Raw genomic sequence first — 13,344 nt, 5'->3', positions numbered from 1 at the left:
AAATTGCGTTCAGAAAAGCCTCTAAGTCCGGGTAATTCCATCTGCAATTTGTTACTGAAATGCTATTTGTGTTCCCGGGTGAAGCGAAAGATCTCTTGCCAACAGTGACTTTTAGGAGATCTTTCGCTTTGCTCCCGGGGTACAAACGGGGCTTTCGGGGCAACCTCTTGAAGCCGAGATTAGCGATTCTCTTTCTGCTTCTTTACCTCGTCCACGAGTTTTGAAAAGGTTTTGTCTTTTTTACGCTTTTCGTGTTCGGAAGTGGAGAAATGCCATGCTTCTCGCCGGAGTTTCATGTAGCTTTTGTATACCTCGATATCTAATATACCGTTGTTTATTGCTTCCAGAACCGCGCAGCCGGGTTCATTCGTGTGCGTGCAATCCTTGAAACGACACGATTCGGCATAGTCCGAAATGTCCAGCATTTCCGCTAAAGAATCGGGATTGTCAATTGCTAACCCGAATTCCCGAACGCCGGGTGTGTCAATCAGTATGCCCGAGCCGTCCAGCAATAGCATTTCTCGGCGTGTGGACGTGTGGCGTCCTTTTCCGGTGGATTGGCTTACGTCGGACGTGAGCAATACCGATTTCTCGCTAAGGGCGTTAATCAAGGAACTTTTCCCGACTCCCGAAGAGCCGACAAATACCACTGTTTCGCCTTCCTTTATGGATTCCCGTAACCGGAGTATAGTTTCGGGATGATGAATGCTCGTGAAAAACACGGGCATCCGGCAGGCGCTGTGCTTCAACGCTTCTTCCACTTCCCGTCTGTCAAAACCTAAATCGGCTTTGTTGAGTACCAGCACGGGTTTGATGTTTTCTTCCAGTATTTGAATCATGAAGCGTTCAACCCTGCGGAGGTTGAAGTTACCGTCAAGACTCTGCACGATAAATGCCTTGTCAACATGTGCGGCAATGGCTTGTTTGTCGGCGACTGTCCCGACTTTCTTGCGATACAGAGTTCGCTCGCGGGGTAACATATCGACGATTATTCCTTTGTTTTCATCGAACGGTTGGAAAATTACCCAATCGCCCGTGCAAGGCAGTTCAAAGTCCGATTTGCCGAACATCATGTTGCCCGTTAGTTCACATTGGAACACCCCGTTTTCGGAAATCACTTCATAACAAGTGCGGTGTACGATAGCCACTCGCCCTCGTGGCAGAGTGGCGTAAGTATTTAGATTATTCATTGTTTTATTTTTTTCGCGATGTAAAATACATAACCGTAGAATTCTTTATACTTGCGGTATAGTTCCTCTTCGTGGCGCGAGGAGGAGATGAGTTCTTCGGCGGTTTTATTTCCCGGGTATTTGGCAGTGAATTTTTCTCTTGCTTTTACCAGTGGGGTATAATAATGCTCTGTCCAGCAGGTTGTAGGCAGGATAAAGGAAGCGACGAGAAGATACCCTGCTTTCTGTATTCGGGCTAATTGACGGGGAATCGTGTCTATCTCCGGGTAGGCTGCCATCCAGAAATCATGAATTTCCGCGGGGCGTTCTTCGGTAAACCATGCGCTTTCGGAAACGGCGATGTATCCCCCTGTTTTCAAATATTTGCGCCACTCGTTCAGTCCTCGTTCAAACCCGATGTTATAGATAGCTCCTTCCGACCAGATTAAGTCCAGTTCTTCCTCTCCGAAAGGAAGGTTGTCCATCGAGCCGACGATTCCTTTTACTCGATGCTGAAGATTCAATTCCCCGGCGTTGTGGTTGAACCGGTCAATGAATCCCGGGAAGAAGTCAAGACCTGTAATGTGTCCCGGGGCGTGTTGTGCCAATATCATTGTCTGACCACCCGTGCCGCAACCTAAATCGGCGATGCGGGATTGGTCGGAAAGATTGTCTATAAAGCCCAGCGCTTTAAGGGTTGCCTCGGGACTTCCGGGTCCTTGACGTTCTGTACTTAGGAAATATTCGCAGATTAAATTGAAATCGAATTCATGAATTGTTTTATTTTCGTTACTCATTTTCTTAACGTATACGGTATACAAGCGAAAGCATAATTAATGCTGTCATTATTGTATACGGGTTAAAAATTTAATTAATACAATAGATAATATACTCGAATGGAATTACTCGAGAATAAACGAAGGGGACAACCTGTACGGGAAATACAGATTGTTTACAATACCAAATCCGAAATAATAAATAAACTATTAAACATCAAATAATTTTTAGTGTTACAAATATACGCGGAATTTAGGTTCGTTGCAAGCTAAAACTGTAATAAAATGGAAATATAACGCGGAAACGAGTGTTTCGCCCGTGCTGGGGAAGGGGTGTCGGGATTGTGACCGGATTTGAAGAGAGGCGTTAAAATAACGTGGGGTCGCTTCGCAGGCTTTTCATTTCCCGCTCTTTTATCACGTCGTCTTCCAGAACGTGTCCGACGAGTTTGGGCGAATGTTTGTCGTGCCGTTCCGTGTTGCGTGACAGTTTCCCTTTGCCCGTGTTGGCGTAACAGTATATGCAACCGTTGAGGCAGGAGTCATACGTGCCGATGTCGATGCTCTCGATACATTGGCATATATCCCGTTGATTCTTGTCCTTTCTTGCCGTGATCGGGTAACCGATAATCCTTTCTATCAGTTCTTTGTCGATGCACATTCCGGCGGGAATGCCCATGTCCCGAAGATCGACTTTCACGGTACACGTGTCGAGGTGTATCGTGTCGGGGATTGTCTGCACGAAAGAGGTTGCCATTTCCCGGATTTCTTCCATGGATAGGGGGTGAATGTCATGTCGCGTGACGGCTTGCCGGACGTGGGTGTAGTGATCGATAAAGCCGAGCATGCATCTTTCCGTGTGGTCTTTCAGTCGCGAGGCGATAGATGCGAATGCTTCTTCGTGGAATCGCGTGTTATACTTGGAGTTCGTCAATATGGGATCGTACCGCCATATCACTTTTTCTTTGCCGATCTTTTCGGCAAGGCGTTTGAAGGTGTCTATCCGTTGTTCGAGCGACGGGAGGTTTCCTTCAATCTCTTTCCCGTAAGGGTTTAACGTGAATTGGAAATAATACTTGAAATCCTTTAAGGCATCCAGTTTATCAAGCATCGGGGCGGCATTCTTTGTCCAGAAAACCATACAGTCGACGACATCCGGCGTGAGCCGCACCCGGCTGAGCTGTTTCGGGTTAAAAGGATTTGGAACGAGTACGTACCCTTCCTTTACTCGGTTGACGAACCATTCCGAGTAAAAAGAGGGGATGTCTGTTCTTCTGCTGGCACTGATGATCATGTAGTAAAATTACTATTTCAACTCCTCCTCTATAAACAGAGGGAGAGCTAGTTACTCTCTATTCTTTTTAGCGGATGAAATTAGTCATAATTTTACTCTCCCCTTCGGGTGGAGTGAGCGTGTCTTTCGTCTGTTCTTTCATTTTCATCAACCAAGCCATATTTTTCCCCAGTGTTCGCATGATTTGTAGCCCTTCGTTGTCTTGAATGATTTCTCCGGCTTTCAACCCGTGGATAATATTCCAGTAATTGGAGGTCGGCACGAGCATTTCGGAATACGTGAGGTAATGATTCAGCCCGTCCAGCGTGGCAGAACCGCCTGAACGGCGAACGGCAACGATGGCTGCCCCTACTTTATGGCGGAACCAGTTGCCGTTTGCCCCGGCAACGTAGAAGGTGCGGTCGAGGAAGCATTTCATTGTTCCGGCGATACCTGAATAATGAACGGGAGAACCGAGAATCAGCCCGTCGACATCTTTTATCTTTTGCAGCAAGTCGTTGAGCGTGTCCGTGGTAATGACGCACCGTTCGTTATGATTCTTGAAGCACATGTTGCATCCCATGCAACCGTGTATCTTCTGGCTTCCGACTTGCAGTATCTCAAATTCGATATTCTCTTTTTTCAATTCTTCTCCTATGACTTTTAAAGCCTGAAAAGTATTTCCTTGCGGGTGAGGACTTCCGTTAATAGCGATTACTTTCATTTGTTTGAGTTTTATTGTTTATTTGTCTTTTTACGTGTGTTCACGTGAAATGTTGGTTGCTGTGACAAACATACATTTTTTGGGTGAAGATTCATAGCAATTGTTAAAACATAATCCGAAAGGGTGGGGGGAGATTATTCCTGTAGCAATTCCTCGTATAGTTCGTATAGTTGTTCTCTCAAGTACAGCACCGCGTAGCGTTTGCGGGAAATAAGCGTGTTCACGGGGATGCCTGTCGATGCGGAAATCTCTTTGAACGAGATGCCTTGTAATTCGGTCAGTTCAAACACGGTGCGTTGTTCCTCGGGTAGTTCTGTCAAGGCTTTGTCCAGTTCTTCCCAGACGAGGGAACGGGTGTATTCTTTTTCCGGCGAGGTGTCGGCGTCGAACAGAAATTCCGACATTTCTTTCAGCACGAGCGTTTCATCGTCATATTGCGGCAGAAGCGGCATTTGTTCTTCTTTGTGCTTCCGGTTCTTGTCGATAATGAGGTTGCGTGCCACGGAATAGAGCCATGCTGATATCTGCCGAATGGGAGGCTCCGCGGGATCCGTTTGGAGTAATTTATAGAAGACATCTTGTAGTATGTCTTCCCGGTCTTCTCGTGAAGAAACCCGTTGGGCAATATAACCTTTCAGTCGCGACTGGTAGTTCTTGAAAATGGTCGTTACGTCCATGGGTATTTATTTTTCCTCGGGGGGACGGGCATTGTCTTCCGGCTGGTCGGGAAAGCGGTCGAAACGTCGATGAATGAAATTGCGGCGTTCTTCCGGTGTCATGTTTTTGAATTTTTCCCGAAAAAGATGAGGATGTTCTCCGTGCGGCATCCCGAATCCGTGACGACCGAAGCCCCCGAAAAATAGCCTGCTCAGGATGAAGAGTCCGAGGGCTTGCCAGTAGCTGATGGCAGACCAACCGATGATAGAGGGAATCAGCCAGTTCCACAACAGCATGATGATGGCCGGAATAGCGGCGAGTGCAAAGAGCATAAACAGCGCGTGTAAGCCTTTTCTGTGTTTATTGTTTTTCATAGTATTCGATATTAATAGGTTGTATAAATGTAATATATTTTCGTGAAGTCCTGTAAAAAGTGGACGGATAAAGTGAGTAGGGCGATGACGCCAAGCGTGACGATAAACGGTATCACCGCCCTTACTTCCCGGATTATTACTTTATTATGGTTTCTCATGTTCGTTTCTTTTTTATAGTTACTCTCGGATTGCAATCCTTTCTATTGTTATAGACGAACGAGAGGAAAGAATATTTTAAAATAAGTCATCTTTTTTTCGAGAAAGGTGTAAAATCTCTTGTAATGTACTATTTTTACACGTGTAAATACGAGATGAGATGAAATACGAATTGAATGATAAACCGGGGCTGTTGCCCATGTTGATGTACGGGTTGTAATGGTGGAGCGTTTCCCTGCCTTGCGGACGTGGTTATCACGGTTTGTCCTTCGTGTAAATGGGAGTTGTATAGGAATTTAATCACGATCTCGATGAAGGATAATTTTGTTGAGATGATGGGGAAAAATCGAATTTTGGATTTAAATAAATAATCTCTATTTTTGAAAGATAATAATTTATGAATCTCGTGGGATATGTGCCAGACAGATGAAACAGATAGTAAGTTGATCGCTTTTACCCGGGGGAACGAGCGTGCATTTCATTATTTCTATGATTTGTATTATAATGCTTTATGCCTTTTCGGGCTCCGCATGGTGAAGGACGAGGAGGCTTGCCGAGATATGGTGCAAGACGTGTTTATCAATTTGTGGAAAACACGTGAAAATATCGAGTCTTCCCTACATTTGAAAATGTATGTTTATCAATCCATGCGCCACCGATGTCTGAATTATTTGCAAGAGAGGAAAGTGCACGAAAAGTATTACAAGGAATATCTGTTGGAGGAGGCCGAGGAGGATTATCAGGATCGTGTGGTGGAAGAGGAAGTCCACCGACTCGTGATTGCGGAAATCAATCGTTTGCCTGCCGAGCAACGTCGGGTGCTCTCGCTTCATCTGGAGGGAAACAACAACAACGAGATTGCCGAGATCATGCAAGTGTCCGTGAATACGGTGAAAACTCATAAAGCAAGAGCACGTCAACAATTAAAAATCAAGCTGAAAGACCTGTTTATCATATCTGTGGTGCTGGGGTTATAATTTTTTTCAAAAAAAATTACAGTCCCTTGTCATCCTCTTTGCCGACTTCTTGGTAATAGTAATAAAAGGATGAATAAAATCCCGATTTATGGATATGAATACACAAATGACATGCACGACTATCGAAGAACGTATCCAACAGATAAAGAGGTATCTGGAAGGAACATTACCTGCAAAGGATTTGGAGATTTTTCAGCGGTGGATGGAAGAAAGTCCGGCTAACCGGAAATTGGTGGAAAGGATTGAAAATGAGGAGCTAATTGCATTCAAAATCCGATACTATGAGAATAGTCACAAAACAGAGGATTGGCAAAAAGTGAAACGTCATTTACAAGGATCGAAACGCATGAGATTTGTGACTCGCTACGCGATAGCCGCCACAATTGGTTTATTGATTAGTGTTGCTGTTTATCTTTTGTATTTTACTGACGTGACTTTAGAAGCGCCTCTCGTGGCTCAACAACAACCTATCATGAAAGGTGGTTCGAAAGCTTATTTGGAGCTGGCAACAGGGGAATATATCACGTTGGATAGTAATAGTCACATACCAACCCGTGTGGATGGTGCGATTCTGAAAACAGACCCGAAAGGCATGTTAGTCGTGGAAAAAGAAATGCAAGAGGATGTGGAGCAAGAAATAAAGTACCATCGTATAGTGGTGCCACAAACGGGAGAATACCACGTGATGTTGTCTGACAGTAGTAAGATTTGGCTAAATTCACTTTCAGTTCTTGAATTTCCGGTTCGGTTCACGGGCAAAGAACGCCGGGTGAGGTTAGTGGCAGGAGAAGCTTATTTCGAGGTAACTAAAAACACACGCCATCCTTTTATCGTGGAAGTGGAAAATAAAGAGGTACGGGTGTTAGGTACTAGTTTCAATATCAATCGTTACGAGCAAGCATTCATCGCAACTCTTGTGACGGGTAAAGTAGAAGTGTCCACGAGAGAGAAAACCTACACTCTATCCCCCTGTATGCAACTTAAGGAAGAGAATGGGAAAGTGTCCTTGCAAAAGGTGGATACCCGGGAATTCACTGCTTGGAAAGACGGCTGGTTTGTGTTCAAGAACCAGCGTTTGGAAGAAGTGCTCTCGACGCTTGCTCGCTGGTATGGGATAGAGGTGTTTTATCAAAAAGAGAAGTTGAAAGATTTGCACTTCACGGGTAATATCCAACGACACATTGATATATCGGAAGTCCTGCAATTTTTACAAAAAACGGGTTCCGTGAGATTTAATTTGAATCAGCAAATGTTGATTGTATCACAATAAGAAATACCGGGAACTGGTCCTTCCCGGTAAATAAGAAAGAAAAAATAATAAGTATTTAACTCTCTAACAAAACAAATGTATGACAAAAAAACGACATTTACGATTTTTACGGAATCGTATTTTAGAAAAATGGATCATCATGATGAAATTAATCACATTTCTATTGTTTGTAAGTTGTATGCAAGTGATGGCGGTAGCCTACTCGCAAAATGCACGGGTAAGTTTTTCCGTGAAGAACAGCCAGTTGGAAAAGGTGTTTGATTTGCTTGAAGAACAATCCGGTTACTCGTTCGTGTATAATCACGAGCAATTGAAATCTGCCGGATTGATTACTGCGGACTTTAAAAACGAAACGGTCGCTTCTATTCTGCAATATTGTTTGCAAGGCACGGGATTGAGTTACGAATTTCTGAATAACACAATTATCATCAGGCAAGTAGAAGAAGAAAGGGTAGCCCTCACGCTTAGGGGATTCGTGTGGGATACCAAAAGGCAACCCTTGCCGGGTGTGACCGTGAAATTAGTGGGAACTTCCGTGGGTACGGCCACGGATGCAAAGGGATGGTTTTCTGTTAAGTTGCCAGTGACGAAGGGACAGTTGGAGTTTTCTTTCGTTGGTTTCAAAAAGCATATAGTTACCTTCACGACCGAAACAGCCCGAGATACTTTACACGTAATCTTACAAGAGGATGTGCAAGCCATGGAAGAGGTGGTTGTGACCGGTTACGGGAACGTGACAAAAGGAAACTATACCGGAGCTTCCACCACGATTCGGGCAGAAAATATCATGATGGCGGGAGTTTCTTCCATAGACCAAATGCTACAAGGGGTTGTGCCCGGCATGCTGGTGATGAATAAGACGGGATTAGTGGGAGCATCTCCCAAAATTCGGGTGCGGGGAACATCCTCATTGTTAGGTAGTCAGGAACCTGTTTGGGTCGTGGACGGAGTAATTCAACGTGATCCTCAGCCCTTCAATCCAGAAGATAACACGAAATTTTCTGCGGATGCCGATGATATCAAACAATTGGCAGGAAACGCAATTTCTTGGTTAAACCCGAATGATATCGAAACGATCACAGTATTGAAAGATGCTTCTGCCACAGCTATCTACGGTTCGCAAGCGGCTAACGGGGTGATCGTGATTACCACGAAAAAAGCTATCGCAGGGAAAGTGCAGATCAGTTACAGCGGAGACTTTTCCATCGGGCAACGTCCTCATTACGGGTTATACGATTTGATGAACTCTGCGGAGCGGATGCAACTTTCCCAAGATATATACAAGGAACAACGGAAATTTGACCCGAATGATATCATTCTTTCCATCGGGTATGAAGGTTTGTTGAAACGTTACTTGAACAAGGAAATTTCTTTGAGCGAGATGGACAAGGAGTACCAAAATATGGCTCGCCAAAATACGGACTGGTTTGATATCTTGTTCCGGAATTCATTCAACCATTCTCATAACGTGAGCTTTAGCGGGGGATCGGACAAGATTCAGAACCGCACTTCGTTGAGTTTTACCAGCGAGGACGGGGAAGTGAAAGGGAATAGCTTGACCCAATTTGCTGCCACGTCGAACACGACGATCAATATCAGCGAGAAGTTGAGAGTAAATTTATTATTGAACGGAAGCTCACGTCAGGTGAAAGGTTTTGCTTATGAGGTAGATCCCTTCAAGTATGCTTATAACACCTCTCGCGTGATTCCTGCTTTCAACCCGGACGGGTCTTATTATTTCCATGAAAAATTGAGCGAAGAAGAATCAACTGTAGGCTATACAAGCATATACAATTACAATATATTAAATGAATTGGCCAACACGGGTAGCCGTAACGTGACTCGCACTTGGGGAGCCACCGTGGATTTGAAGTGGGAAATTCTCTCGGGCTTGGAATATCAAGGATTGGTGGCCTATTCCTCTTCTTCTGCCGACACGAAGAAACATGCCACGGAACATTCTTTCTATATCACCCAAATACGGTCATATGAATATGGTGCTTACGCGCCTAGTGCTCCCGAGATTGAATATTCTCGCCTACCCATGGGAGGTTTACTTGAAACGGATTTGACGAATGTAACTTCCGTGACGGTACGTAATGCCTTGGTATACGATCATTTATTTAAAGAGAAACATAGAGTGACATTGCAATTGGGTATTGAAACCAACTCGGTAAAAACCAGAGGAGAAGCCAACAAGCGATACGGTTATCTTCCCAATCGAGGAGAGTTGTTTGCGAACCCGCCTGCTGTATATAATCCGTTAGGTTGGTACGAAGAAGATAATACGGAAATAGGACAAGGTGAGCACAAGGTCTTAAACAGGGTCGAGAATAAATTGAGTGAATACGGGATGGCCGTGTACACGTATGACGATCGTTACGTGTTTAACTTTAGTGCTCGCATGGATGCTTCCAACCGCTTCGGTCAGGACAAGAACAAGCGTTTCCAACCCACTTGGTCGGCGGGTTTGAAATGGCGGATGGCTAGCGAGTCATTCTCCCGGGATTTGTGGTGGCTAAATAATCTCGACCTGTACGGTTCATACGGTTATCAAGGGAACTCGGTGGAGACTGTTTCTCCTTTCTTGGTTACCAAGACTTCATTTATTGAAGAGTATAGTTCTTACGGTTTGGAAATTCAATCTTTGCCTTATCCTAACTTGGGTTGGGAAAAAACGAAGACTTGGAATATTGGAGTAGACGGGGCTTTCTTGGAGGGGCGTTTGAACTTCACGTTTAACTATTTCAAGAAAATAAGCAGCGTGCTTTCTTCCCGCGGCGTGCCTCAAGAGAATGGCGTGGAAAATGGTATTGTTTCCGGTTCAACCATGCACAACGACGGTTACGAGTTTGTGATTAACGTCGTTCCCGTGCAAACGAAAGATTTCACGTGGCAGCTCTCGCTAAATACTTCCGTGACGCGTAACAGAGTGGAAAAGAATAGCCGCCAAAACACGTTGGATGATTACTTGAATGGTTCCGGAGTTATAGATGGACGCCCGTTCTCCACGTTCTATTCATACCAGTTCGACGGTTTGGAGCAAGAATACGGGCACCCCATATTCAAAGATTTAGACATCGAAGACGGGAAAAGTCCTAAAGATTTCTTGGTAGAAAGCGGTAAGTTGATACCTGATTTCTCCGGTGGGTTAAACATGTTGTTCAAGTATCGTCAATTCTCCTTGTACGCTTTGTTTGCCGTGCAATGGGGTGGACACGATCGTTTGCCGGATCTTTACAGTGGAGACGGTCTTCCCCGTTCGGAACAAAATGTGTCCCGCAAATTGCAAGACCGTTGGAAAAAAACGGGGGATAAAACTACGATACCTTCTTTACCATTAATTGATAACGAGTGGATAAGCGTACCGGCAACCCAAACTTCCAACAGAATGAATAAAAGTCGCTATGCGATGTATAACCAATCCGATGTTCGGGTGGCTAACACTGATTTTATTCGTTGCCGTTCCCTCTCTTTGAGTTATAATTTTAAAGGGGAGTGGTTACAGCAAACCGGTATCAACTACTTGCAAGTGAAGGCAAGCATGACGAACCCGTTCATGTGGGTGTCTGATAAAAAATGGGATGGTTTGGATCCTGAAACCGGGGATTGGCCTAGCCGTCGGGTAACCTCTTTGTCATTACAGGTAATATTTTAACAATTAAAGATATATAACATGAAACAGTTAACATGGATATTTATAGGATGGATTGGCCTAATGTTGACAAGCTCCTGCTCGCAATTCTTGGAAGAGCAGTCGCAAGACGAGGTGATCCCTACAAGCGCCACGGATTATCGTGAAATATTATTACATTACACACAAAGAGTAAAGTACGAGGTATTGGATTTCTTGGATGATGATATCGCAATAGGAGAGTTGGGCACGTACGAAAACTCTACCCTATTAAAGTATGGGGGATGTTTTTCGTGGCAACCCGATATGTGGGAACAGCCTAAAGCAATAGGTCAAATCGGTAAAGAATACAGCGAATCGTACAACCGCATTATGGCTTATAATGCCGTATTAAACGGTATCGACGAGGCTAGTGGCTCCAATGAAGAGAAAGAACGGGTAAAGGCGGAAGCTCTCGGGTTGCGTGCTTATACCTATTTCATGCTGGTAAACTTGTTCGGGGAACCTTATAACCATAATAAAACAGCCTTGGGAGTTCCCTTGAAATTAGACGCACCCTTGATTGAAAACGGGTTGCCTCGCAATACGGTAGAAGAAGTTTATAAACAAATTATTACAGACTTGGAAACTGCTTCCGCATTGCTGAATAAATACCCGAAACGGCGGGGTGATTATTATATAAATAATACGACCGTGGATATTTTATTATCTCGGGTTTGTCTTTACATGGAAAAGTGGGATGAAGCCATCACGGCAGCTTCTCGGGCAATAGCTTCTGCTGAGGGGTTAACGGACTACACGACATTATCCCCGGATGACGATTTTTACCTGAGTACTTATGAGCATTCTGAGGTAGAATGGTTATACGGAGCAATCCCGACTGTAGTTGGAGGAATATCCCAAGTGGTAGCTGCAAGCGATTTATTATCTGGATACGAGGCAAGGCAAGACAAGCGCTTGGAATTGTGGTTCGACGCGACAAACAAACGTCCCAAAAAACGTGATAGGGATGGTATCGTTCCCAATCAATCGATCCGGCTCTCGGAGGCCTACCTGAACAGGGCGGAAGCAAGAGTATTGGCAGAAAATGCGGATATCCCGGGTGCTTTGTCTGACTTGAACAACTTGCGTCGCCACCGGATTGTGAATTACCAAGATATCTCGGAAAGTAACAACCTTTTAGAAGAAATACGAGAGGAACGTCGTTTGGAATTGTGTTTTGAATACCATCGTTGGTTTGACTTGCGGCGTTACGGTATGCCTCCCATTTCTCATGACTATAGAACAAAATCGACTGCTCCTTGGGTCACTTACACGCTACGGCAAAATGATCCGCTTTACACGCTTCCGCTCCCACGGTCAGTGATGGATAACAATATGAGTCTGAAACAAAATGACTCGGCATACGCACCTCAAAGAGGTGGTACTCAAAAATAACTATAAAAAATAATGATGATGAAGAGAATATACATATATGTGATTGCTTCCGTTATTTTATGGGCAACGGCCTGCTCGGAGGACGATTCAATAGGTCACGTGGATCCCTTAGAACCGGACTATGTGTTACCCACGGGTACCCCGGTAGATGATACGATTGCTAACTATTACAAGCGGTACGGGAGCTATTTTTTATACAAGTATACGGATTTGGAATTCTATTATGAGATTTCTTACCGCGCAGATTATAGCTACGAAATAGCAGATCCCCTATACGTGGAGGATATGCTCGATTTGCTGAAAGAGGTGTGGATGGATTTCTACCCGACGGAGTTTCATCAAAAATACATGCCTCACAGAATCTTCATTGCGGGCACTCTGCTGGACTACTTCGAGGATGAAATTTTCACCTTCACGGGAACAAACTCCTTATACGTGGGCTTCTGTTCCAACGAGTTGGAGAATGTTACCCCTGAAAAGAAATGGGAATGTAAAAAGACTTTACAACGACTGCTTTGGTCAAAATGGGGAGTGGTTATAAATGCCCCGGAAGAGTTCACGCGGATCAGTGATTACGCCACGAGAGTGGAAGACGACTCAGAACAAGCACGTAACAGGGGATTTCTTTCCGGACACTTCGACGACGGTGAAGAATACGAGTGGAGTAGCGAGTTACACTATTACTCGAGAAAAGAAGTCGAGCAAAAAGATTTCTGTTCTTTCTTGGTCCATATGACAACCCGTACTTCTGCCGAATTGACCTCGGATCTGCAATATCCTTTAGTAAGAAAGAAGTATGATTTCCTTCAGAAGTGGTTTAAAGAGAAATATAATATTGATTTAAAAGAAATAGGTGACACGACTTACGAGTAACCTTATTATTTAATTGACTAAAAA

At 44.4% G+C, this 13,344-nt stretch carries 12 protein-coding genes; 5 read left to right on the top strand and 7 right to left on the bottom strand.

What is annotated here, in order from left to right:
• Positions 1-179: 179 nt before the first annotated feature.
• The 7 genes from rsgA to CS948_RS21770 form a co-directional block, all read right to left on the bottom strand.
• Positions 180-1,190 carry a ribosome small subunit-dependent GTPase A gene (gene rsgA, locus CS948_RS19615; protein WP_099293882.1) on the bottom strand — a complete coding sequence of 337 codons (1,011 nt, stop codon included), beginning with the start codon at positions 1,188-1,190 and terminating at the stop codon, positions 180-182.
• On the bottom strand, positions 1,187-1,966 hold the full coding sequence (locus tag CS948_RS19610) for a class I SAM-dependent methyltransferase (RefSeq protein WP_099293880.1): 780 nt from the start codon (positions 1,964-1,966) through the stop codon (positions 1,187-1,189). Before CS948_RS19610 ends, rsgA begins: the two co-directional genes overlap by 4 nt.
• A 346-nt stretch (positions 1,967-2,312) precedes the next feature.
• Positions 2,313-3,239: a DUF1848 domain-containing protein gene (locus tag CS948_RS19605; RefSeq protein WP_099293878.1), complete on the bottom strand. Its 927-nt coding sequence runs from the start codon at positions 3,237-3,239 to the stop codon at positions 2,313-2,315.
• A 67-nt stretch (positions 3,240-3,306) separates the two neighbouring features.
• Positions 3,307-3,942 carry a flavodoxin family protein gene (locus CS948_RS19600; protein WP_099293876.1) on the bottom strand — a complete coding sequence of 212 codons (636 nt, stop codon included), beginning with the start codon at positions 3,940-3,942 and terminating at the stop codon, positions 3,307-3,309.
• A gap of 134 nt (positions 3,943-4,076) precedes the next feature.
• Entirely contained in the window at positions 4,077-4,619 is a 543-nt protein-coding gene (locus CS948_RS19595; RefSeq protein WP_099293874.1) for an RNA polymerase sigma factor, read from the bottom strand.
• Positions 4,620-4,625: 6 nt separating this feature from the next.
• A complete protein-coding gene (locus CS948_RS19590; RefSeq protein WP_099293872.1) occupies positions 4,626-4,931 on the bottom strand; it encodes a hypothetical protein in 306 nt (101 codons plus the stop codon).
• 53 nt (positions 4,932-4,984) lie between these two features.
• The gene (locus CS948_RS21770; RefSeq protein ID WP_176555142.1) at positions 4,985-5,131 is read right to left on the bottom strand and encodes a hypothetical protein; all 147 of its coding nucleotides are present in this window, start codon (positions 5,129-5,131) and stop codon (positions 4,985-4,987) included.
• Between the two features lie 411 nt (positions 5,132-5,542).
• Here CS948_RS21770 and CS948_RS19585 point away from each other — a divergent pair, with 411 nt between their 5' ends.
• The 5 genes from CS948_RS19585 to CS948_RS19565 all read left to right on the top strand — a co-directional run bounded on the left by CS948_RS19585 (position 5,543) and on the right by CS948_RS19565 (position 13,320).
• A complete protein-coding gene (locus tag CS948_RS19585; RefSeq protein ID WP_099293870.1) occupies positions 5,543-6,106 on the top strand; it encodes an RNA polymerase sigma factor in 564 nt (187 codons plus the stop codon).
• 88 nt (positions 6,107-6,194) lie between these two features.
• A complete protein-coding gene (locus tag CS948_RS19580) occupies positions 6,195-7,376 on the top strand; it encodes a FecR family protein (RefSeq protein ID WP_099293868.1) in 1,182 nt (393 codons plus the stop codon).
• Positions 7,377-7,515: 139 nt separating this feature from the next.
• Positions 7,516-11,034: a SusC/RagA family TonB-linked outer membrane protein gene (locus tag CS948_RS19575; protein WP_255302087.1), complete on the top strand. Its 3,519-nt coding sequence runs from the start codon at positions 7,516-7,518 to the stop codon at positions 11,032-11,034.
• Positions 11,035-11,052: 18 nt separating this feature from the next.
• The gene (locus CS948_RS19570) at positions 11,053-12,447 is read left to right on the top strand and encodes a RagB/SusD family nutrient uptake outer membrane protein (protein WP_099293864.1); all 1,395 of its coding nucleotides are present in this window, start codon (positions 11,053-11,055) and stop codon (positions 12,445-12,447) included.
• 18 nt (positions 12,448-12,465) lie between these two features.
• A complete protein-coding gene (locus CS948_RS19565; protein WP_176555141.1) occupies positions 12,466-13,320 on the top strand; it encodes a putative zinc-binding metallopeptidase in 855 nt (284 codons plus the stop codon).
• Positions 13,321-13,344 lie beyond the last annotated feature (24 nt).

This window comes from Butyricimonas sp. Marseille-P3923 (genome assembly GCF_900184685.1).
Lineage (GTDB): Bacteria > Bacteroidota > Bacteroidia > Bacteroidales > Marinifilaceae > Butyricimonas > Butyricimonas muris.
This window is presented reverse-complemented; position numbering and strand designations above follow the sequence as displayed.